Below are 22,691 nucleotides of genomic sequence, written 5' to 3' on the forward strand. Positions count from 1 at the left end.
GACAGCCTCTCGTGCTCACGCGCATCGACCACATCGGTGTCGTCGTCGACGACCTCTTCCGGACCAAGAAGTTCCTCGAGAGTCTCGGCCTCACCCTCGAGTTCGAACGCGAGCTGCCCGAACGACACGTGCGGGCCGCGTTCTACCGAGTGGGCGACGGTGCCCGGATCGAGCTCATCGAACCCACCACGCCCGAGGCCCGCCGACGCCGGCTCGGTGACGGCTCCCCGGCCCGCATCGAGCACATCGCCGTCGAGGTCGACGACGACATCCTCAAGATCATGCAGGCCTTCAGCGGTTTCGGCGTCGAGTTCGTCGCCCCCCAGCCCGTGGCGATCGACGGCAACCTCAACGCCTTCACCCAGCCCCATACGTCGGAGGGCATCCAGTTCCAGCTCGTGGAACGCCGCGCCGCGCCCCGGGAGGCCTGACGCAAGCGAGCAGGCCCCGCCCCGATGCGGATGGTGGGCGGGGCCCTGCTCGTCCGGCTCGGAACACCTTCAGGACGTCGCCGAGGACGTTCTCGCCCGGTACTCTACGCCGCCACTCCCCCGGCCTGCCGGGCCCTCGGTGCACAGACGGGACCGCCCCGGTCGGCTGGCTGCCGACCGGGGCGGAACGGATACCTTCCGGCGTGTTCGTTCTGCTCGCGAAGCCAGTTCGCGAACCGAACCGTCAGGCCAGCGAAGCCAGCGCCTGGTTGAGGGTCGCCGACGGGCGCATCACGGCCGACGCCTTGGCGGGGTCGGGCCGGTAGTAGCCGCCGATGTCGGCGGGCGAGCCCTGCACCGCGAGCAGCTCGTCGACGATGGTCTGCTCCTGCGTGGTCAGCGTCTCGGCCAGCGGGGCGAAGGCCTTGGCGAGCGCCGCGTCGTCGGTCTGCCTGGCCAGCTCCTGGGCCCAGTAGAGGGCCAGGTAGAAGTGGCTGCCGCGGTTGTCGATGCCGCCGACGCGACGGCTCGGCGACTTGTCGTTCTCCAGGAACAGGGCGGTCGCGCGGTCGAGGGTGTCCGCGAGGACCTGGGCGCGCGCGTTGTCGGTGGTCTGCGCGAGGTGCTCGAAGCTGGAGGCCAGCGCGAGGAACTCGCCCAGGCTGTCCCAGCGCAGGTAGTTCTCCTTGACCAGCTGTTGGACGTGCTTCGGTGCGGAACCGCCGGCGCCCGTCTCGAAGAGGCCGCCGCCGTTCATCAGCGGGACGACCGAGAGCATCTTGGCGCTGGTGCCCAGCTCCAGGATCGGGAACAGGTCGGTGAGGTAGTCACGCAGGACGTTGCCGGTGACCGAGATGGTGTTCTCGCCGCGGCGGATGCGCTCCACGGAGAGCTTGGTCGCCTCGACCGGGTTCAGGATGCGGATGTCCAGGCCTTCGGTGTCGTGCTCCGGCAGGTACTGCTCGACCTTCGCGATGAGCTGCGCGTCGTGCGCACGCGTCTCGTCCAGCCAGAACACGGCCGGGTCGCCGGTGGCGCGGGCGCGGGTGACGGCCAGCTTCACCCAGTCCTTGATCGGGGCGTCCTTGGTCTGGCAGGCGCGGAAGATGTCGCCGGCGGAGACGGTCTGCTCGATGACGACGTTCCCGGCCTGGTCGACGAGGCGAACCGTGCCCGTGGTGGGGATCTCGAAGGTCTTGTCGTGGCTGCCGTACTCCTCGGCCTTCTGCGCCATCAGGCCGACGTTCGGGACCGAGCCCATCGTCGACGGGTCGAAGGCACCGTTCGCGCGGCAATCGTCGACGACGACCTGGTAGACGCCCGAGTAGCTGCTGTCCGGCAGGACGGCCAGCGTGTCGGCCTCCTCGCCGTCCGGGCCCCACATGTGGCCGGAGGTGCGGATCATGGCCGGCATGGAGGCGTCGACGATGACGTCGGACGGAACGTGCAGGTTCGTGATGCCGCGGTCAGAGTCGACCATGGCCAGTTCGGGACCCTCGGCGAGCTCGGCGTCGAAGGAGGCCTTGATCTCGGCGCCCTCGGGCAGAGACTCGAGGCCCTTGTAGATGCCGCCGAGGCCGTCGTTCGGGGTGAGGCCGGCCGCGGCGAGCTTCTCGCCGTACTTCGCGAACGTCTTCGGGAAGAAGGCGCGTACGACATGACCGAAGATGATCGGGTCGGAGACCTTCATCATCGTGGCCTTCAGGTGTACGGAGAACAGCACGCCCTCGGACTTGGCGCGGGCGATCTGCGCGGTCAGGAACTCGCGCAGCGCGGCGACCCGCATCACGGAGGCGTCGACGACCTCACCGGCGAGTACGGGTACGGACTCGCGCAGCACGGTGGTGGAGCCGTCGTCGCCCTTCAGCTCGATGCGCAGCGCGCCGGCCTCGGAGATCACGGCGGACTTCTCCGTCGAGCGGAAGTCGTCCACGCCCATGGTCGCGACGTTGGTCTTCGACTCGGGGGTCCAGGCGCCCATGCGGTGCGGGTGGGCCTTCGCGTAGTTCTTCACCGAGGCGGGGGCTCGGCGGTCGGAGTTGCCCTCGCGCAGGACCGGGTTGACGGCGGAGCCCTTGACCTTGTCGTAGCGGGCGCGGATGTCGCGCTCCTCGTCGGTCTTCGGGTCGTCCGGGTACGCCGGCAGCGCGTAGCCCTGCTCCTGCAGCTCGGCGACCGCGGCCTTGAGCTGGGGGATGGACGCCGAGATGTTCGGCAGCTTGATGATGTTCGCCTCGGGCGTCTTGGCGAGAGCGCCGAGCTCGGCCAGGTCGTCCGGGATGCGCTGCCCCTCTTCGAGGTACTCCGGGAAGAGAGCGATGATCCGTCCCGCCAGGGAGATGTCCCGCGTCTCCACGGTGACCCCGGCCGTCGAGGCGTAGGCCTGGATCACCGGCAGGAACGAATGCGTCGCCAGGGCCGGGGCCTCGTCAGTGTGCGTATAGATGATGGTCGAGTCAGTCACCGGGTGCTCCGCTCCACGTCTGCAACATTGCTCGACATCAAGATATCTCGTGAGCGGCCCTCCCCCGACAGGGCCCCGCGCAAGTGAGCCATGGCTGCGTCACACTCGGGGTCTCAGCTGGTCCCCGCCCTCAGGCTCATGGTGAATAGCCGCACACCGTCGCCAAAAACTATGTTGTCCCCCCACATGTGCCATGGACGTGCTCCTTCCTAGGTTGTGCCGACAAGTAAGCGTCCCCGCCGCCTGGAAGTGGTGTTCATGGCCTCCGCAGCAACCGCTCCCCCGCCGCCCTCGAACCTCCGCCGGATCGTCGCCGCGAGCCTCATCGGCACCACGATCGAGTGGTACGACTTCTTCCTCTACGGATCCGCCGCCGCGCTCGTCTTCAACAAGCTGTTCTTCCCGGGCTCCGACCCGCTCGTCGGCACGCTGCTCTCGTTCTTGACGTACGCGGTGGGATTCGCGGCCCGGCCGCTCGGGGCGCTGGTCTTCGGGCACTACGGCGACCGGCTCGGGCGCAAGAAGCTGCTGGTGCTGAGTCTGCTGCTGATGGGCGGGGCGACCTTCGCGATCGGGCTGCTGCCCACGCACGCGACCATCGGTACTGCGGCCCCGGTGCTGCTCACCGTGCTGCGCCTGGTGCAGGGCTTCGCGCTGGGCGGCGAATGGGGAGGCGCCGTGCTGCTGGTGTCGGAGCACGGGGACGCGCGGCGGCGCGGGTTCTGGGCTTCGTGGCCGCAGACCGGGGCACCCGCGGGGCAGTTGCTGGCGACGGGTGTGCTGTCGCTGCTGACCGCGGTCCTCTCGGACGCCGCCTTCATGTCCTGGGGCTGGCGTATTCCGTTCCTGCTGTCGGGCGTACTGGTGATCGTCGGTTTGTGGATTCGTCTGTCTGTCGATGAATCGCCCGTCTTCAAGGCGGCCCTCGCGCAGGCCGAAACGCGCAAGGCGGCCCAGGACGGACCCGCCGAGAAGCTCCCGCTCGTGTCCGTGCTGCGGCACCACTGGCGCGACGTCCTGATCGCGATGGGCGCGCGTATGGCCGAGAACATCAGCTACTACGTGATCACCGCCTTCATCCTCGTGTACGCCACCACATCGGCCGGTCTCTCCAAGCAGACCGCGCTGAACGCGGTGCTCATCGCCTCCGCCGTGCACTTCGCCGTCATCCCGGCCTGGGGCGCCCTGTCGGACCGCGTCGGCCGTCGGCCCGTCTATCTGCTGGGCGCGGCGGGAGTCGGTGTGTGGATGTTCCCGTTCTTCGCGCTCATCGACACCGGGAGCTTCGGGAACCTGATCCTCGCCGTGACCGTGGGCCTGGTCCTGCACGGGGCCATGTACGCACCGCAGGCCGCCTTCTTCTCGGAGATGTTCGCGACCCGTATGCGCTACTCGGGCGCTTCGATCGGCGCACAGTTCTCGTCCGTCGCGGCGGGCGCGCCCGCGCCGCTCATCGCGACCGCACTGCTGGCCGACTACGACAGCTCCACTCCGATCGCCCTGTACGTGATCGGGGCGGCCGTACTGACACTGATCGCGGTGGGAGTGGCGAAGGAGACCCGGCACCGTGACCTCGCGGAATGGGAGGGTGAGGACGGCCAGGAGGATGCGGAGCCCGCGACGACGTCGGCCCGCGCCACTGACGCCCGTCCCGTCTGAGCCGGTTACACGGCAAGCTTCCCCGAGACCGACCCCCGTGCGCCCGTGCGGGGGTCAATGTCGCGCCGTGGACGACAACCGGTGCAGCCGTACGGCGAGTTGGATCTCCAGAGCCCTGGCCGGGCTCTGCCAGTCGGGTCCGAGCAGCCGGCCCACCCGCTCCAGGCGCTGCGCGACCGTGTTGACGTGGACGTGGAGCTCGTCGCTCGTGCGCGCCGGGCTCTTGCCGCACGCGAAGTACGCGTCGAGGGTGCGCAGGAGATTGGTGCCGCGTTTCGCGTCGTACGCCACGACCTGGCCGATGGTGCGCTCGACGAAGCCAGAGATGTCCCGGCTCCCGGCGAGGAGGAGTCCCAGGAACCCGAAGTCCTCGGCGGCGGCGCCGTCCCCGGCCCGGCCGAGCAGTCGCAGCGCGTCGCGGCATCGCTGCCCTTCCGCGTAGGCCTCGGCCACGCTGTCCGGATGGGCGGTGAGGTTCTCGACGGGCGCGGAGGCGCCGACGGTGACCGCCTCGGAGACTGCGGTGCCCAGGTCTCCGGCCGTGCGGCGGGCCAGGTCCGTCGCGGTGTCACCGGGGCGCAGGGGCAAGAGCAGGACTGTGCCACCGTCGCGGGCGGCGGCAAGGCCGTGCCGGGTGGCGGCGAGGTGGGACGCGGCGGACCACAGCCTGCGGCGGGCGGCGGCCTCGTGGTCGGCGTCGGCGGCTGTGGAATCGAGACGAGCGGCCAGCACCACGTGGGTGGCGTCGAGGTCGGCGTCCAGCCGGGCGGCACGCTCGCGCAGCAGCCGGGGGTCGCGGTCGCGCGCGTCGAGCAGATCGTCCAGCAGCTCGCCGCGGACGCGTTGTTCGGCCTCGGCGGCCGAGCGGCGGGCCAGCAGCAGAAGCGAGGTGACCATGGCGGCCCGCTCCAGGGTGCGCTGGTCGACGGGGTCGAGCCCGGGATGGCCGTGCAGCAGCAGCGCGCCAAGCAGTTCACCGCCGGCGGCGACGGCCGCGACCCAGTCGTCCCCGTGCCGGACGGCGTGTCCTTCGGCGCGTGACACCTCGAGGGCATCACCGGGTGCGGCGCCCGCCTCGGCGAACTCCACAGTGCCGTCGAGGACTTGGGAGACCGCGGCCGCCACGTCGTGAACCCCGCCGCCGCGCAGGACGAGTTCGGCGAGCCGGTCGTGCACGTCCGAGGCGCGCTCGATGACCCCGCTGCGGTCCCGGATGATCTCGTTGGCCCGCTCCAGGTCCTCGAGTGCTTCCCGGGTCTCGGTGAGCAGGTTGGCGGTGTCGATGGCGGCGGCCGCCAGGGCGGCGAACGAGCCGAGCAGCGCGATCTGCTCCCGCTCGAAGACCCGTGCCCGGCGGTCGGCCGCGAAGAGCACGCCGATGACATGCGGGCCGAGCGTCAGCGGCACACCGAGGATCGCCACCAGCCCCTCGTCCCGTACACCCGCGTCGATGGTCGACGTGTGCTGGAAACGGTCGTCCTTGAAGTAGTCGTCGGTGACATAGGGGCGGGCCGTCTGGGCGACGAGCCCACCGAGCCCTTCCCCCATGCCGAGCCGCAACTGCTGGAAGCGCGCCGCCACCGAGCCCTCTGTGACCCGCATGTACGTGTCGCCCTGGGCCGGGTCGTTCAGGCTGAGGTACGCGACGTCCGTACTCAGCAGCGACCGCGCGCGCTGCACGATCGCCTGCAGCACGGCGTCGAGATCGCGCAGTCCCGCCAGGTCGTGGGCCGTCTCGAAGAGCGCGGACAGTTCGGCCTCGCGTCGGCGGCGTCCCTCCATCTCGGAGCGCACGCGCAGCGCGAGCACCTTGGCGTGCTCCAGAGCGGCGACCTGCTCGGGCGGCAGTCCGTCGGCACGGGCGAGCAGCACCGGCTGCTCGTACGCGTCGGCGGACGCGCCCCGGGCCAGCAGCTCGAGGAACGGCGCCTCGGCGCTCGCCTCGGAGCGCCCTGCGGACTGCAATTGATCGCGAGACATGTCCACCAGGATTACTCACCGCACCGACAGTCCGACCAGCCCTGTGGACAACTCACGTTCAGTGCGCGGTCCAGCCACCGTCGAGGACCAGCGAGGTCCCGGTGACGAAGGAGGCCTGCGGACTGCACAGGTACGCGACCGCCTCGGCGACCTCCTCCGGTTCGATGAGCCGCTTGACGGCGCTGTCCCGCAACAGGATCTCGGTCAGCACCCGCTCCTCGGGGATCCCGTGGGCCGCGGCCTGGTCGGACAGCTGCTTCTCGACCAGTGGGGTGCGCACATAGGCCGGGTTCACACAGTTCGAGGTGACGCCATGGGGGGCGCCTTCCAGGGCAGCGGTTTTGGAGAGGCCCTCCAGTCCATGTTTCGCTGCCACATACGCCGCCTTGAAAGCAGAGGCGCGCAGCCCATGGACCGACGACACATTGAGGATGCGGCCCCACCCCTGCCCGTACATGTGCGGCAGTGCCCCGCGGATGAGCCGGAACGGGGCCTCCAGCATCACGGTCAGCATGGTGTGGAAGGTGTCGGGCGGGAACTCCTCGAGCGGGCGCACCAGTTGCAGCCCGGCGTTGTTGACGAGGACATCGGTGCCCGCGGCGGCGGACTCCGTGGCGTCCAGGTCGGTGAGGTCGAGGACGTCTGGTTCGACGGTGCCCGCGAGGCCCCGGGCCTGTTCGCCGAGCGTTTCCAGGCCCCCGGCCTCCCGGTCGACCGCCCGCACTTTGGCCCCCGCCGCGGCGAGCCGCAGTGCGCACGCGCGGCCGATGCCGCCTGCGGCGCCGGTGACGAGGGCGGTGCGGCCGCCGAGGTCGAGGGACGGGGCGTGGGGGCCTGCGAGGGCGCTGGGCGCGGTCATGCCCCGACCCTAGGCAGCAGCCACGCCCCGACCGATGTGGTCATCACCCACACTTCGCCCTCAGGTCATGGGTTCGAACCATGTGGGTTCCTCGGACAGTGCCTGCTTGATCCGGAACAGTCCGTGCTCGTTCAGCTCCGGCAGGGCGTCGACCGGGAACCAGCCGACCTCGAGGGACTCGTCGTCGTTGACGCGTGCCTCGCCACCGACGGCCCGGCAGCGGAAGGTGATGTCCATGTACTGGCAGGTGTCGCCGTTCTCGTACGTGACCGGCGCCAGGGCCTGCACCAGGACGACCCGCTCGGCGACGCAGTGCACCGCCGTCTCCTCGTAGACCTCCCGTACCGCACAGGCCGCCGGCTGCTCGCCCGGGTCCGGGATGCCGCCGATCACCGACCACTTGCGGGTGTCGGAGCGACGTCCCAGCAGCACTCTGTCCTCGTCGTCGAGGACGATGGCGGTGACTCCGGGAAGCCAGAGGAGTTGCTGGCCCGCGGTGGCCCGGATGGCGGTGATGAAGTCAGGAGTAGCCATGGAGCGACCCTAACGGCCCGGGTCCGTCAACTCCGGCGCTGACGAGGCGCGTACGACCGGCGTACGGCTACACGTCACCGGAGCGTCGACCGCGCACCCGCGCCGTCACCACCCAGCCGAGCCCGCCAGCCGCGACCAGCACGATCGCCAGCTCGGGAAGCTCACCGAGACGCGTGGCCGGAGTCTCGGAGGACCGCAGTGGCACCTCCTGGACCAGCGAGTCCGCCACGAACATGCCCGTCTTCTGCGTGATCTTTCCGTCGGGCATGATCACGGCGCTGACGCCGCTGGTGACCGGGACGGTGACGGTCCGGCTGTGCTCGACGGCGCGGACCCGGGACATGGCGAGCTGCTGGTAGGTCATCTCGCTGCGGCCGAACGTGGCGTTGTTGCTCGGTACGGAGATCATCTGGGCGCCGTCGGTGACCGTGTCGCGCACGGCCCAGTCGAAGGCGGCCTCGTAGCAGGTCGCCAGGCCCACCTTGGTGCCCGCCATGGTGAACACGCCGGGCTCGCTGCCCCGGCTGAAGTTCTGGCGCACCATGGACGTCCAGTCCTCGTTGATGGCGCCGACGAGCGAGCGCAGCGGGAGGTATTCGCCGAACGGCTGGACCTGCCGCTTGTCGTAGGTGTCGCCAGGCCCCTTGTCGGGGTCCCAGAGGATCTGCTCGTTGTAGAGCTTGCCGTCCTTCGCGACGACGCCGCCGACCGAGACAGGCGCGCCGATCGCCTTGACGGCCGTCTCGATCACGTCGCGTGCGTCGGGGTTGCTGAACGGGTCGATGTCGGAGGAGTTCTCCGGCCACAGCACGAAGTCCGGCTGGGCGACCTTGCCCGCCTTGACCTGCGCGGCCAGGCGCTCGGTCTGCCGGGCGTGGTAGTCGAGCACGGCGCGCCGCTGGGCGTTGAAGTCGAGGCCCGCGCGCGGGACGTTGCCCTGAATGACGGCGACGGTCGCGGTGCCGACCTCCGCCTTGTCGCTGACCAGGGGCGGGGCGGCGAAAGCGGCCACTACGGGGAGTACGAAGCTGAGCAGTGCCGCGGCGGCAGCCCCACGTCGTACGACATGGGTGCGCCGGAATTCGACGGCCTGGCGGACGACCTCGTACAGCCCGAAGCCGCACAGGACGACCGCGAAACCGAGCACCGGAGTGCCGCCCACCGCGGCGAGCGGCAGAAAGATCCCGTCCGCCTGGCCGAAGGCGATCTTGCCCCAGGGGAAGCCGCCGAACGGCACGCGCGCGCGTGCCGCTTCGCCGGCGGTCCACAGGGCAGCCGCCCACAAGGGCCAGCCGGGCAGTTTCGACACCGCCGCGACACCGGCGCCGACGAGCGCGACGAACACCGCCTCGATGAAGGCGAGGGCCAGCCACGGCCCCGGCCCGACCTCCACACCCGTCCATACGAGCAGGGGCAGCAGGAAGCCGAGGCCGAACAGGTAGCCGAGCCGTAGGCCCGTCTTCCAGGTGCGCCCGCGCAGGCACCAGCCGAAGGCCGCGAAGGCGGGCAGGGCGAGCCACCACAGGGTGCGCGGCGGGAAGCTGACGTAGAGGAGCACTCCAGAGAGCGCCGAGACGGCGGCCAGACCGAACCGCTGGACCAGCCGTGCCCCGCGCGATGCGCGCCGGGCCTCGGGTCCGAGCTGTTCCGGCTGGTCTACAGATGTTGCGGTGGCGGTCACTCGGGGAGTGTACGGCGCGTCACCTGGTCGCCGACAGCGCGGTCCGTCCGCCTCTGGCCAGGCGGCTTCCACCCGACAGCTGCATCGTTTCTGCGCAAGTCGTCCACAAAGCGGCGCACCACCCGTTACGGTGTGCCGAAGCCCCTCACGTACGGCCGTATCCGGCCAGTCGGTCGGGCTCTGTCATGGGTCGGGGGTCGACGGGTGGGGTTCACGGGAATGGCGTCGGCCGAGCCGATGCCGGCGCTCGGCAGACGTGCCGTTTCGGACGTGGCGGGCGTGATCGTGCTCGGTGGCTGCGCGACCTGGTCCGTGATCACCGCCTCGGTGAGCGGTGGCCGACCCGAGGGCGTGCTGCTCGCGGTGCTCGCCGTGGCCGCCGGTTATGCCTCGGGGCGGATATGCGGCACGTACGTGCCGGTCGCCGCCCCTGCCGCGGGTGCGCTGGCCGGTCTTGGCCTTGCGATCACCGCCCCGAACACGGCGCCGGGGTCGCAGGTCATCTCGCCGCTCGGGCAGACCGGCTCCACGGCGGCTCTTCTGACCCTGTCCGCGGGGGCCGCGTGTTGTGCGGCCTGGGCGGCGCGCTCGCCGGGGCTGCGGCTCGGGCTGCGGCTGCTGGCCGCCGGGATCGGGGTGGCCTCGGCCTTCCTGGGTTCGACGGCGGGCTGTGTCGCCTGTGCGGGTGTACTGCTGTGCTCCCTGGCCGCCGACCACATGCGCCGTGGCCCGGGACTCGCGGGCCTCGCCCTCGCCACGGGCCTGGTGACCGGAGCGACCTGGGCCGTCGCTGAGAATGTGCTGCCGGACGGCCTGACCTCTTCCCTGGAGGGGCAGCTCACCCAGCAGCGGGTCCAGCTGTGGCGCGACGCGCTCGATCTGGCCCACGAGGAGCCGGGCCTTGGGGTCGGACCGGGACGGTTCGCGGAGCTGAGCCCGACGATCACGCAGTCGCCGACGGCGGACGGCAAGCCGTACTCCGCGCCGTTTCAGCAGGCGGCCGAGCAGGGGCTCGTGGGCGTGGTGCTGCTCGCGGCGGTGTTCTGCTGGGTGCTGTACGCGCTGTGGCGCACGGCGCGCCGCACGCCGGTCGCGCTCACCGCGGGCGCCGCGCTCACGGCGCTGGCGGCGATCGCCGCGGTCGGCAACGCGCTGAGCTTCCCCACGGTGACGGCGGGCGCGGGACTGCTCGCGGGGCTGGCCACGGCTCGCCCCCTGCCCCAGGATCGGGACAGCGCGGTGGATGCTGGCCGGCGTACTCGCAGCGGCCGGCTGGGTCCCTGACCGGGCGCGTCAGTGCGCGGTGCCCCGGGTCGTGGAGGTCGTCGACGCGAGGCGGGCCCGGATGACCCGTACGGCCGCCTCCGCGTTGTCCACCGTGATCGTGAACGAATGGCCGTCGCCGAGCCGGAGCACCAGGCCCTCGCCGCGCCGGACGACTACGGCGGTCCCCTTCTCGGGCCGCCAGCGGTAGCCCCAGCCGCCCCAGTGCCGCGGGGTCACCCGAGGCAGGAAGTCCGCGCCGGTGATGTGGGAGAGGGGGATCCGGCGGCGCGGTAGGCCCATGTGGCCGCAGCGCACTTCGAGGCATTCCTTGTCGACCTTCACGGCGACGTGCACGAACGCGAGCGTGCCGAAGAGGACCAGGAGTCCCCCGGCGATGCAGCCGACCACGGACATGAGGAGCGGCACGACGCCCGACGTCCAGGCCGAGTCGACGGCCAGCTCGATGCCCAGGGCCATGCAGCCGGCGCCGCCCAGGGCGAGCAGCCACTGCACACGGTTGGTCGCGCGGCCGTGCCACACGTCGGAGTGCGGGGTGTCGGCAGCGTCCTCTTCGCCGTGGGGGTGCCTCATGGCCTTGAGAGTACTCAGGTTCCGCAGCGCGGGCACTGCGTTGCGCACAGTTACTGGTCCGGGTGGATGTCCGGGGTCCGGTTCGTGGCGAGAGGGGTTCAGCGGGCGGGGCTGACGGCCTGCAGCAGCCTGCCCTCGTCGTACGTCAGCGCGGCCGCGGGCAGGGCCGCCTCCCGTCCGTTGAGCAACACCGTGAGGGTGCCCCGCGCGGGCGCTTCCGGTGCGGGGTGTTCGCCGATGCGGCGCAGGGCCTGGGCGGCCACGGCGCCGGCCGAGCCGTGCAGGACGAGCGGGGCGTCCCCGGGTTGCTGCACGGCCGCGCGGATGCGTTCGGCGACCAGTTCGTAATGGGTGCAGCCCAGGACGACGGCCCTTACATCGTCCGGGGTGAGCTTCGCGGCGGCGGCGATCGCCCGGTCGACGGCGGCCTCGTCGGCCTGCTCCACCGCGTCGGCGAGGCCGGGGCACGGCACTTCGGTGACGGTCACTCCGGCGGCGAACTCCTGGATGAGACCGCGCTGGTAGGGGCTGCCGGTGGTGGCGGGCGTGGCCCAGATCGCGACGGGTCCGCCGCCCGCCGCGGCGGGCTTGATCGCGGGAACCGTGCCGATGACCGGCAGGTCCGGTTCAAGGCGGGCGCGCAGGGCGGGCAGGGCGTGCACGGAGGCGGTGTTGCACGCGACGATCAGCGCGTCCGGCCGGTGGGCCGCCGCCGCCTCGGCGACGGCGAGGGCGCGCTCGGTCACGTACTCGGGAGAATGCGGCCCCCAGGGCATGCTCTCGGGGGCGGAGGACAGAACGACGTCGGCGTCGGGCCGCAGTCGACGTACCACGGCGGCTGCCGCGAGCAGTCCGATCCCGGAGTCCATGAGCGCGATCTTCACCCGGTCACCATAGACGATCCGCCTCAACAGGCCCCCGGCGTGGGGCAGACTGCGCCCGTGAACGCCCTCGTGTGGACCGCCACCGGATCGCTGGCCGCCTGGCTGTGGCTACTGCTGGGACAGGGCTTCTTCTGGCGTACGGATCTACGGTTGCCGCCGCGCCGGGAGCCGGAGGACTGGCCGCACGTCTGCGTCGTCGTACCGGCGCGGGACGAGGCCGCCGTGCTGCCGCGCAGCCTGCCGTCGCTCCTCGCACAGGACTATCCGGGGCGGGCGGAAGTGTTCCTGGTCGACGACGGGAGTTCGGACGGCACCGGGGAACTGGCCCGCGAGCTTGCCGAGCGGCACGGCGGGCTGCCGCTGACCGTCGGTTCACCCGGGGAGCCGCCCGCGGGCTGGACGGGCAAGCTCTGGGCCGTACGGCACGGAATCGGCCTGGCCCGCGCGCGTGCACCCGAGTATCTGCTGCTGACGGACGCGGACATCGCCCACGCCCCGGACAGCCTGCGGGAGTTGGTGTCCGCTGCCCGCACCGGAGGCTTCGATCTCGTCTCGCAGATGGCGCGGTTGCGGGTCGAGAGCGTCTGGGAGCGGCTGGTGGTGCCCGCCTTCGTGTACTTCTTCGCGCAGCTGTATCCGTTCCGCCGGATCGCCGTGAGGGGGTCGCGGACGGCTGCCGCGGCGGGCGGCTGCGTCCTGTTGCGCGCGGACGCCGCCGAGCGGGCCCGCATTCCGGATGCCATCCGGCACGCGGTCATCGACGACGTGGCGCTCGCGAAGGCGGTCAAGCACTCCGGGGGCCACATCTGGCTGGGGCTCGCGGAAAAGGTCGACAGCGTGCGCCCGTATCCGCGACTGCACGACCTCTGGCGGATGGTCTCGCGCAGCGCGTACGCCCAACTGCGGCACAACCCGCTGCTGCTGGTCGGCACGGTCGTGGGCCTCGCCGTGGTGTACCTGGTGCCGCCCGTGGCGCTCTGCGCGGGTCTGGCCGCGGGGAGCGCCGGGGCAGCGGCGGCGGGCGGGCTCGCGTGGCTGGTGATGACAGCGACGTATCTGCCGATGCTCCGCTACTACCGGCAACCGCTCCCGCTCGCCTTGTTGTTGCCGGTCACCGCGTTTTTGTACCTCCTCATGACGGTGGATTCCGCGGTGCAGCACTACAGGGGGCGCGGTGCGGCCTGGAAGGGCCGCACCTACACCCGCCCCGACGCGGCAACCGAGCAGCAGTGAATGATCACTTCCGGCCAGGTCACTTCCTGCCGGGCGTCCAGTTCATGCCCCACCCGTAGGCGTAGTCGACGGTGCGCTGCGGGCTCACGCCGCGCTCGGGAACGAGGAAGCGGGCCTCGCGCTGGACGACGAGATCGCTGCCCGTGTTGGTGATGAGGGCCAGCGCGCACACCGTCGAGGGCACGGTGCACTCGCCGAGCGAGAAGTCGATGGGCGCGCCGTGCAGCGGCTGGAGGGTCACCGTGGCGTCCAGGTCGGCGAAGGACCGGGCTCCTTCGTAGATGGTGACGAAGATCAGGATGCGGCGGAAGTACTGCTGGTGGTCGAGGTTGATGCTCATGTTCTCGCCACTCGCCGAGGCTCCGGTGCGGTCGTCGCCGTCGAGATGGATGAACGGCGGCTGGTGCAGCGCTCCGAAAGCGTTGCCCAGTGCCTGTACGACGCCCTTGCTGCCGTCGGAGAGCTCGTACAGGGCGCACAGGTCGAGGTCGAGGTCGGAGTGCATGGCGACGGCCTGGCCCAGCTTGCTGCGCCACCCCGAGAACTGCTTACGCACCTGCCAGTTGAGGTTCACACGCATGGCGCCGGAAGTGCCGCCCTGCTTGGTGAGCGAGACCGAGGGGGCTTCCTTGGTCAGCGTGACCTTGGTCAGACGTACCGGGGCGGCGGGCTGCGCAGGCGGCGCGGCCGGTGGCGGCGTCGGCGCGGCGGCCGTGACCGGCGGGGCGACGGGCGCGGGCGGCGGAGCGACGGGCGCGGGCGGCGGTGGCGTCGAGGGCATGGGCGATGGCGTCGTGGGCGCGGGCGCCGCCTGCTGCGGTTCATCCACCGTGATGCCGAAGTCCGTGGCCAGCCCCTCGAGTCCGCTGCTGTAGCCCTGGCCGACGGCGCGGAACTTCCAGGCGCCCTGGCGGCGGTAGAACTCCCCGAGCACGAACGCCGTCTCCACGGTCGCGCCCTCACTGTCGAAGCGCGCGACCTCTGTGCCCTGTTGGGCATCGAGGACCCGGATGTACAGGCCGGGCACCTGCCCGAACGTGGCGCCGTCCGTGGAGGCGGCGAGCACCACGGTCTCGACCTCGGGCTCCACGCGCGCGAGGTCGACGACCAGTGTGTCGCTCACCTGGCCGCCGGCGTTCTGCTTGCCCTCGTGCCGTACAGCTCCGGAGGCGTGCGCGGGCTGGTTGTAGAAAACGAAGTCCCGGTCCGACCGGACCTTTCCGGAGACCAGCAACAGCGCCGAGGCATCCGCGTCGGGGACGCCGGGGCCGGAACGCCACCCCAATTCGACGCGAAGTCCGGCCGTCGGCACCGGAACGTTCGAACCTTTAGGCATTGACATGTCCGCCCCCATCGGGTGTCTCCGCGCCGGATCGCGCTTCAGATCAGTACATGAAGTCGTTCTTCGCCAACCTATTCCAGCGGACGGCGAACGCCCATGACCCCGTTCGCCGGAAGGACGTGCGACTCGCCGGTAACCCTCCCGGAACTCGGCCTTTACCAGATCTCAACTTCAACCGCCGCCCCTTTTCTGCAAGTTCGCTCACATTAGGGATGGCACGTCACTGCCGACACGAAAAACAACCCTCTTATCGGTCTCCCCAACCAGCACATCGTGGGCTTAACTTATGTGCCATGACCTCCCCTCGCTCCACCTATGGCGGTGGTTACTACTCCGCCTCCTTCCCGGACACTCCGATCTACGACTCGCTCGTCGCTGAGCGGGGTACCCCGCAGATCGCGCCGATCCGGGTCCCCTCGGCGTACGACACGGGCAACCACCTGCCCGCGCTTCCGTCGGCGCTGCCCGCCCTGCCGGCCGCCCCGTCACCGCAGGCGCCGTCGTACGGCTACCCGCAGGCCCAGCAGCCCCAGCCGCTGCAACAGGCCGCCACGCCGTACATCCCGCAACAGCAGACAGCCGGTCCGCGCGGCTACCCGGGCCCGCAGGCCCAGCAGCCGCAGCGTCCGGTACAACCCCAGCGTCCGGTACAACCGCAGCGTCCCGTGGCGGGCGGTACGGGCTACGAGGCGATGCGCCCCGCGGCTCCCCGTCCGGCTCCGGCGCCGTATCAGGACCCGTACAACAATCAGCAGCAGCAATACCGCGGCGGCTACTGAGGTCTCGCTCCGATCAGCCGGCCGCCTCCGAGGAGGTTGTCAGTGCCGGCTGACAATATGACCTCATGTCGATGTCGGTGCTGCACTCGATCCACGTCTATCCGCTCAAGGCGGCCAGGGGCCATGCCTCAGGCGAGGCCGTCGTGGAGCCCTGGGGCCTTGCGGGCGACCGGCGTTGGGTGCTGATCGACGAGACGGGCAAGGTCATCACCCAGCGCGCACATCCGCGCATGGCGCTTGCCGCCGCCGAGCCACAGCCCGGCGGCGGTGTTCTGCTGTCCGGACCCGGCCGTGAACCGCTCGCCGTTCCCGTGCCCGAGCCGATCGGCACGACGACGGTCGAGATGCCGCGCGACAAGGTGGAGGGGGTTCCGGCCGACGCCGCGGCGCACGCCTGGTTCAGCGACTATCTCGGCATCGACGTGCGTCTCGTGCATCTCGACGAGCCGGCCACCCGACGTCCCCTCGATCCGGAGTACGCGCGTCCGGGCGAGACCGTCAGCTTCGCCGATGCCTATCCCCTGCTGCTCACCACCGTCGCCTCCCTCGATGCCCTCAACTCGCTGATAGCGCATGGCGACCGGCCCGACGAGGGCCCTCTCCCCATGAACCGCTTCCGGCCGAACGTCGTGGTCGACGGCACCGACGCCTGGTCCGAGGACGGTTGGTCGAGGATCGCCATCGGTGAGGCGGTCTTCCGCGTGGCCAAGCCGTGTGCGCGCTGTGTCGTGACCACCACCGACCAGGACACCGCCGAGCGCGGCGGGGAACCGCTGCGCACGCTCGGCCGCCACCGGCGCATCGGCGGCAAGCTGCTCTTCGGGCAGAACCTCGTGCCGGAGTCCGTCGGCACCGTGCGCGTGGGAGACCTGGTCAGAATCCTCGATTAGACCCTCGCGTGGGGAACCAGGGCGCCGGGCACGCCCGTTGAGGTCTTGTGAGAAGTTCATGAATGGCCGGTGCTGGGGTGATTTCGCTCTCTCTTCCCCGGCCACGTGCGTGGACGGCTCCGTCGGCGGGTTATGACGGATGGGGAAGGGGGTGCGGGACATTGCGGGCCATCAGGGGACTCTGGCGCTGGCGGCGCAATCCGCTGTGCCGTAAGACCGACCTCGTCGAGGCCTGGCTGGCGCTGGCGACGCTGCTGCTCATCCTGGTCGCCGCCCCCGTGGTCGGCGCATGGGTCGGCTCAGTCGCCCAGGACGCCCTGCAGGAGTCCGTACGGCAACAGCGGCTGGACCGCCACCTGGTGGACGCAACCGTCGTGAAGAAGGCGGACAGCCGCCCGTTCGACCCCGACCCCGAGACGTCCTCGGCACGCGACTCCCACAACCGGGTGGTCGCCGACTGGAAGGGCCCGGACGGCTCGGAGCGGCAGGGCACGGTGACGGCCGCCCTCAAGTCCCCGCAGCCGGGCGACCGGTTCAAGCTGTGGACGGACGAACAGGGCCGAATAATCGGCCGCCCCCTGGACACCGCCACCGCGACGACGCACGCCGTGCTCGCCGGGTTCGGCACGGCAGCCGCCTGCGCCGGATTCCTCGAGGGCTCCCGGAGGCTGGTTGTGTGGCGCATGATGCGTCGCCGGTACGCCCGCCTGGACCGGGCATGGTCGCAGGCCGGACCGGACTGGGGCAGGACCGGCACGGGCAGCTGACAGCCTTCCGCTACGGTCAACTCCCCCTGCCCGCGCACGCTACGGTGGACCGGCCGAACTGTTCGGCACGTCGTGAGAGGCTGTTTTCCGAACCCCCGTGAGCTGACCGGTCGGGGGCGAGGGGGAGCGACGGGGAGCCTCTCAGGACCCGCGTACGACGAGGTGGGGGCACAGCAGCGCCATGGCACAGGGCACGGTCCAGGTGACGCACACCGGCACGTCTCGGTGGCGACGCCGCACGGGTGAGTACGCATCGCTCGCCGCCGCCCTGGAGGCCGCGGGCGACGGTGATGTGCTCACCGTCGCGCCCGGTACGTACCGGGAGAACCTCGTTGTCCAGCGGACGGTGACTCTGCGTGGCCCGGAGGGCTCCCCCGGTTCCGTGCGCATCGCGCCCGTCGACGGTGTGCCGCTCACGGTGCGCGCGTCCGCCGTGGTCCAGGACCTGCTCGTGGAGGGCCAGGACGCGGCGGCGCCCGCGCTGCTCGTCGAGGAGGGCGCTCCGGAGCTCACGGACATCCGGATCGTCACGCGTTCCGCGGCCGGGATCGAGGTGCGCGGCGGTGCGCGTCCGACGGTGCGGCGCTGCACGGTCGACAATCCGGCGGGTGTCGGCATCGCCGTACTGGACGGCGGGGGCGGGGTGTTCGAGGACTGCGAGGTCGTGGCCGCAGGCCAGTCGGGCATCGCCGTGCGCGGCGCCGCCCATCCACGCCTCGAGCGCTGCCGGGTGCATCACGCGTCGGGGGCGGGCCTGTCGGCGACCGGTGAGCATTCCGCGCTGGAGGCCGTCGGCTGCGAGGTGTACGAGGTCAAAGGCAGCGGCGTCCAGGTCACCGCGCGGGCGACGGCGCATCTCACCGACTGCGTGGTGCACCGGACCACGGCGGACGGTGTCACGCTCGACACGGACGCCGTACTGACGCTCGCCGACTGCCGGATCCACGACATCCCGGAGAACGCGGTCGATCTGCGTTCCCGCTCGGTCCTGACGATGACCCGTTCCACGGTGCGGCAGTTCGGGCGCAACGGCCTGTCGGTGTGGGACCCCGGCACACGCGTGGACGCCAACCAGTGCGAGATCCATGACAGTACGGGCGACTACCCCGCGGTCTGGGTGAGTGACGGCGCGACCGTGGTGCTCGACTCGTGCCGGGTGCACGACGTGCCGGACGCCCTCTTCGTGCTCGACCGCGGCTCGCGCGCCGATGTCGTCGACAGCGATCTGTGGCAGGTGCGCAACACGGCGGTGTCGGTGAGCGACGGTGCCACCGCACAGCTCGACGACTGCCGGATCCGGGACGCCGCGACCGGCGCCTGGTTCCGCGATCACGGCAGCGGCGGCACACTCTCGGGCTGCACCATCGACGGTGCGCAGACGGGTGTGATCGTGACCAAGGGCGCCGACCCCACCGTCGAGCGCTGCACGGTCGACTCGCCCGCGGAGGCCGGTTTCTACGTCTCGGCCGGCGGCCGCGGCACGTTCCACGGCTGCCGGGTCACGGGCAGCGGGGGCTACGGCTTCCATGTGATCGACGGCTGCCGTACGACGCTCAGGAAGTGCCGTACGGAGCGCTGCGCGCGCGGGGGTTACGAGTTCGCCGACGCCGGCGGCGACCAGGGCTCCGGCAACGGACCCGTCGTCGAGGACTGCACGAGCGACGAGAGCGCCGGGGTACGGCCCCCGGCAGCTCAGACGGCCGTGGAGACGACGAGCCAGTCCCCCGGTCTGCTGGGCGCCATCCCGGGCCAGCGCACGACCGAGCAGGAGCCGCTCGTCACCGCCCAGAACCCCGGGCAGTCCGAGCAGCCCGCACGCACGTCGAAGGCCGTACTCGGTGAACTCGACGCGCTGGTCGGCCTCGACAGCGTCAAGCGCGAAGTACGTGCCCTCACCGACATGATCGAGGTGGGCCGCCGCCGCCAGCAGGCGGGCCTCAAGGCGGCCTCCGTGCGGCGCCATCTGGTCTTCACGGGCTCCCCCGGCACCGGCAAGACGACCGTCGCCCGGCTGTACGGCGAGATCCTGGCCTCGCTCGGCGTCCTGGAGAAGGGCCATCTCGTCGAGGTGTCCCGGGTCGATCTGGTCGGCGAGCACATCGGCTCCACGGCCATCCGTACGCAGGAGGCCTTCGACAAGGCGCGCGGAGGCGTGCTGTTCATTGACGAGGCGTACGCGCTGTCTCCAGAGGACTCGGGACGCGACTTCGGGCGCGAGGCCATCGACACGCTCGTGAAGCTGATGGAGGACCACCGGGAGGCGGTGGTGGTGATCGTCGCGGGGTACACGGCCGAGATGGAGCGCTTCCTTCGGGTCAACCCCGGGGTGGCGTCCCGTTTCTCACGGACCATCACTTTCAGTGATTACGTTCCCGAGGAGCTGCTGCGGATCGTGGAGCAGCAGGCCGAGGAGCACGAGTACCGGTTGGCGCCGGGCGCCGGCGAGGCACTGCTGAAGTACTTCACGGCGATCCCTAAGGGGCCCGCGTTCGGCAACGGCCGCACCGCGCGGCAGACGTTCGAGGCGATGGTGGAGCGGCATGCGGGGCGGGTCGCCCAGCTCGCCGAGACGAGCACGGACGACCTCACCCTGCTCTACGCCGAGGACTTGCCCGAGTTGCCCTGAGGCGCACCGTCCGCTCCTGGATCGGGCTGAGCTTCACTGTCCGCACCCCGACCGGGCTGCAGTTCGTCTTCAGCGCCCGGACCGGGCTACGGCTCGCCGTCCGCACCCGGGCTGGACTGAGGCTCACTGGCCGCGCCCGGACCGGGCTGAGGCGCAACGTCCGCATCCGAAGCGAGCGCCGGCCCGCCGGGTGGGCGCGGACCGGACTGTGGCTCGCCGTCAGGTGGCGTGTCCGGATCAGGCTCACTAGGTCCTGGGGCCCCGCCTTCCGGGCGCGGGCCCGGCACATCCGGCCTGAGTCGCGTGAGCAGTCGCTGCCGTTCCTCGGCGAAGGCCGGGTCCGCCTGGTAGTCGGAGTGGCCGAGGATCGGTGCGGGCAGCGGGTGTTCGGCGGTTCGGCCGTATGCGAGGGGGTCCTTGAGTGGCTCGCGGTCGACCTTCGGGCCGCAGTCGCCGTGGAGCCTGACGGGGCCGCCGATGGGGTCGGTGGCCCGGTGGAGATTGCGCCAGCAGTCGATCTCGCGGTGCAGTCCGCTGAGCGCGTCGGGACCGAAGTGGGCCGGGAACCAGCGTCCGTAGAGCCGCTCCAGGGGTGAGCCGTAGGTCAGCAGCGCGACGCGTTTGCGGACTGACGGGGTGAGCTGCCAGGCCGCGGCGGCGGCGAGGACGCTGCCCTGGGAGTGCCCGGAGATGACGAGCCGTCCGCCCGTGGTGCGCGTCCAGGTGGCCATGCGCCAGGTCAGGTCGGGCACGGCGCGCTCGGCGTAGCAGGGGGGCGCGAAGGGATGTGCCGCGCGCGGCCAGAACGTACCGACGTCCCACAGGATGCCGATGGTGCGCCTGGCGGAGGGGTCTTTGTAGGCGCGGCGGCCCCAGGTGACGAACAGTATGAAGCCGACGCCGATCAGCCAGGAGCCGAGCGCCTGCGCGGTCTCGGCCGCGCCCTCCACGAAGGCGTGCGTGTCCTGCGCCGCCTTGCCCGGCACTTTGTCGGACGCCATGGCGCCTACGAGGGCGACGATGCCCAGCAGGAGCGTCACCGTGGAGGTGATACCGATGATGCGGGGAGCCCGGTCGGTGAGCGAGGCCATCGCGCGGGTGCGCGCGATGCGTCGGGTGCGTTCGGTGTCCTTGGGTTCGGCGGGGTAGTCCTGTTCCACCTCGCTCATCGCGGCGCGGCGCAGTTGAACCGTGCGCCGGGCCAGCCAGGCGAAGAGCAGCAGGAGGACGATGAGGAGGGGCGGGATGACGGATGCCTGCCAGGTCAGGAACACCGGTGGGCCCTTGATCGAGCCTCCGGTGCCGTCCAGCCAGTCGGCAACGCGCTGGGCGACGCCGCCGGAGAACACGCCGCCGAGCGCGCAGGCCAGCATGGCGACGGCGGGACCGGCCAGGCCGCGCATCGCGGTGCGGGTGTCGGGGTGGGAGCGGTAGAGGAGGTGGGCGACCACGCCGATCGCGATCACGAGGAGGCCCTGGACGAGGACGATGCCGCCGAAGGTCGCGTCGCCCGGCAGCCGGTGCACCGACCGCCATTCCGGACGCGACCAGCCCGCGTACACGACGGTGAGGGCGAGCAGGACCAGCGAGCCGATCGGCAGCCAGCGCACCAAGGCCTCGTCGAGCTGCCGGTCCAGACGGCGCTCGCTGCGGCCCCTGCGGCACACGACCCACACCACAACTGCCGTGCCCACGACGAGCGTTGCGTTCAGCAGCCAGCCCAGTGTCTCCAGGACGAGCGGTCCGCCGTCACCGCGGTCGTGGCGGGCGGCGGAGGTGCCGACGCCGGCGGTGACCGTCAACAGGCCCGCGGCGGTGTGGGCGGCGCGCAGCCGGGCCACCAGGCGGCGCCCGTACCAGAAGCCGGGGCGGCCCAGGCCCAGGCGGCTGGTGTCTTCGTCCAGGTCGGCCCCGTCGGTCATCGGCTGCTGGGACTCGTACGCGCTCCAGGTGCGGTGGGAGAGGTACCACAACAGGCCGGTGAGGGCGGCCGGCACCACGGCGGCGAGCGCGAGCCGGCGGCCGGGCTGGCTCCACCAGCCGTCGCCGGACTCGACGGGCGCCATGAAGCCCAGCCAGGAGTGGTCCGCGGCGCACGCGCGCGAGCCCGCGCACTGCCAGGCGGCCAGGTCCAGGGCCACCTCGCAGGCGGCGGCGACCAGCAGCACCGTGAGGGTCAGGCTCACCAGCCGGACGAGCAGGCCGTAGAGGCGTACCGTCCTGGTCCGGTTGTCGCTCACCGTGGGCCGCATCCAGTGGGCGAGGTTGACCACCATGAACGGCAGGAGCAGCAGCCACAGGGCGCGGGCGCCGTTGCCGGAGGTGAGGTTGCACCATACGTACGCCTCGGGTACCGGCTTGCCGCGGTAGTCGTCGGGCCGCTGCTCGGCGTCGGCGTCATCGATACGGCGGAAGACGGCGGCCGTCTCGTCGCCGGTGATCCGCACGGTGCGCGGATCGTTCAGCATCTCCTCGGGCGTGGTGCCGCCCACGCCGTGGACCAGGAGTTCAAGTGCGGTGTCGGCCGTTTCGGGCCGCCGCTCGGGGCTGGTCGCCTGCCCCGCCGAGGCACGTTCCTGTGAACGCTCCACTGTCCCTGCTTCCCCCGTACTGCCTGGTGACATGTCATGCGCAGGTACAAGAATCCCGGCTACGCGGCCGGTGCGCACCCCTGGTCACCGAATCTCCCCGATCCGTGTGACGGT

General features: G+C 71.2%; 17 protein-coding genes. 8 read left to right on the top strand and 9 right to left on the bottom strand.

What is annotated here, in order from left to right; all coding sequences use genetic code 11:
• Positions 1-11 precede the first annotated feature (11 nt).
• Entirely contained in the window at positions 12-431 is a 420-nt protein-coding gene (locus ACQEVY_RS01440; protein WP_432943921.1) for a VOC family protein, read from the top strand.
• A 244-nt stretch (positions 432-675) separates the two neighbouring features.
• On the opposite strand, the gene ACQEVY_RS01445 is transcribed toward ACQEVY_RS01440, so the two are convergent.
• Complete coding sequence (locus ACQEVY_RS01445; RefSeq protein ID WP_432943923.1) at positions 676-2,895, bottom strand: NADP-dependent isocitrate dehydrogenase; 2,220 nt, start codon at positions 2,893-2,895, stop codon at positions 676-678.
• A 258-nt stretch (positions 2,896-3,153) separates the two neighbouring features.
• On the opposite strand from ACQEVY_RS01445, the gene ACQEVY_RS01450 reads away from it, so the two are divergent.
• Entirely contained in the window at positions 3,154-4,554 is a 1,401-nt protein-coding gene (locus ACQEVY_RS01450) for an MFS transporter (RefSeq protein WP_432943925.1), read from the top strand.
• 54 nt (positions 4,555-4,608) lie between these two features.
• Here ACQEVY_RS01450 and ACQEVY_RS01455 read toward each other — a convergent pair whose 3' ends face one another.
• The 4 genes from ACQEVY_RS01455 to lnt all read right to left on the bottom strand — a co-directional run bounded on the left by ACQEVY_RS01455 (position 4,609) and on the right by lnt (position 9,608).
• Positions 4,609-6,534, bottom strand: a complete 1,926-nt coding sequence (locus tag ACQEVY_RS01455; RefSeq protein WP_432943927.1) for a helix-turn-helix domain-containing protein — start codon at positions 6,532-6,534, stop codon at positions 4,609-4,611.
• A 58-nt stretch (positions 6,535-6,592) separates the two neighbouring features.
• Positions 6,593-7,393 (bottom strand): 3-hydroxybutyrate dehydrogenase, encoded by an 801-nt coding sequence (locus ACQEVY_RS01460; RefSeq protein WP_432943929.1) that lies wholly within the window; start codon positions 7,391-7,393, stop codon positions 6,593-6,595.
• A gap of 60 nt (positions 7,394-7,453) precedes the next feature.
• Positions 7,454-7,927: an NUDIX hydrolase gene (locus tag ACQEVY_RS01465; RefSeq protein WP_432943931.1), complete on the bottom strand. Its 474-nt coding sequence runs from the start codon at positions 7,925-7,927 to the stop codon at positions 7,454-7,456.
• Positions 7,928-7,994: 67 nt separating this feature from the next.
• Positions 7,995-9,608, bottom strand: a complete 1,614-nt coding sequence (gene lnt, locus ACQEVY_RS01470) for an apolipoprotein N-acyltransferase (protein ID WP_432943933.1) — start codon at positions 9,606-9,608, stop codon at positions 7,995-7,997.
• Between the two features lie 219 nt (positions 9,609-9,827).
• Between lnt and ACQEVY_RS01475 the strand changes: the two genes are divergently transcribed.
• Positions 9,828-10,892: an O-antigen ligase family protein gene (locus ACQEVY_RS01475; protein WP_432943935.1), complete on the top strand. Its 1,065-nt coding sequence runs from the start codon at positions 9,828-9,830 to the stop codon at positions 10,890-10,892.
• Between the two features lie 9 nt (positions 10,893-10,901).
• Here the strand turns inward: ACQEVY_RS01475 and ACQEVY_RS01480 are convergent, their stop codons facing one another.
• The gene (locus ACQEVY_RS01480; protein WP_432943937.1) at positions 10,902-11,465 is read right to left on the bottom strand and encodes a hypothetical protein; all 564 of its coding nucleotides are present in this window, start codon (positions 11,463-11,465) and stop codon (positions 10,902-10,904) included.
• A 98-nt stretch (positions 11,466-11,563) separates the two neighbouring features.
• The gene (locus ACQEVY_RS01485; RefSeq protein ID WP_432943939.1) at positions 11,564-12,349 is read right to left on the bottom strand and encodes a glutamate racemase; all 786 of its coding nucleotides are present in this window, start codon (positions 12,347-12,349) and stop codon (positions 11,564-11,566) included.
• Between the two features lie 57 nt (positions 12,350-12,406).
• Between ACQEVY_RS01485 and ACQEVY_RS01490 the strand changes: the two genes are divergently transcribed.
• The gene (locus tag ACQEVY_RS01490) at positions 12,407-13,582 is read left to right on the top strand and encodes a glycosyltransferase (protein ID WP_432943941.1); all 1,176 of its coding nucleotides are present in this window, start codon (positions 12,407-12,409) and stop codon (positions 13,580-13,582) included.
• 19 nt (positions 13,583-13,601) lie between these two features.
• On the opposite strand, the gene ACQEVY_RS01495 is transcribed toward ACQEVY_RS01490, so the two are convergent.
• Positions 13,602-14,918: a TerD family protein gene (locus ACQEVY_RS01495; protein WP_432955012.1), complete on the bottom strand. Its 1,317-nt coding sequence runs from the start codon at positions 14,916-14,918 to the stop codon at positions 13,602-13,604.
• Positions 14,919-15,217: 299 nt separating this feature from the next.
• Between ACQEVY_RS01495 and ACQEVY_RS01500 the strand changes: the two genes are divergently transcribed.
• The 4 genes from ACQEVY_RS01500 to ACQEVY_RS01515 all read left to right on the top strand — a co-directional run bounded on the left by ACQEVY_RS01500 (position 15,218) and on the right by ACQEVY_RS01515 (position 19,986).
• The gene (locus tag ACQEVY_RS01500; RefSeq protein ID WP_432943943.1) at positions 15,218-15,703 is read left to right on the top strand and encodes a DUF6643 family protein; all 486 of its coding nucleotides are present in this window, start codon (positions 15,218-15,220) and stop codon (positions 15,701-15,703) included.
• A gap of 65 nt (positions 15,704-15,768) precedes the next feature.
• On the top strand, positions 15,769-16,593 hold the full coding sequence (locus ACQEVY_RS01505; RefSeq protein ID WP_432943945.1) for an MOSC domain-containing protein: 825 nt from the start codon (positions 15,769-15,771) through the stop codon (positions 16,591-16,593).
• Between the two features lie 161 nt (positions 16,594-16,754).
• Positions 16,755-17,360, top strand: coding sequence for an Rv1733c family protein (locus tag ACQEVY_RS01510; RefSeq protein ID WP_432943947.1), 606 nt, complete (start codon positions 16,755-16,757; stop codon positions 17,358-17,360).
• Between the two features lie 181 nt (positions 17,361-17,541).
• A complete protein-coding gene (locus ACQEVY_RS01515; RefSeq protein ID WP_432943949.1) occupies positions 17,542-19,986 on the top strand; it encodes a right-handed parallel beta-helix repeat-containing protein in 2,445 nt (814 codons plus the stop codon).
• A gap of 86 nt (positions 19,987-20,072) precedes the next feature.
• On the opposite strand, the gene ACQEVY_RS01520 is transcribed toward ACQEVY_RS01515, so the two are convergent.
• Complete coding sequence (locus ACQEVY_RS01520; protein WP_432943951.1) at positions 20,073-22,577, bottom strand: hypothetical protein; 2,505 nt, start codon at positions 22,575-22,577, stop codon at positions 20,073-20,075.
• Positions 22,578-22,691 lie beyond the last annotated feature (114 nt).

It is taken from the genome of Streptomyces sp. CA-288835 (assembly GCF_050936385.1).
GTDB lineage: Bacteria > Actinomycetota > Actinomycetes > Streptomycetales > Streptomycetaceae > Streptomyces.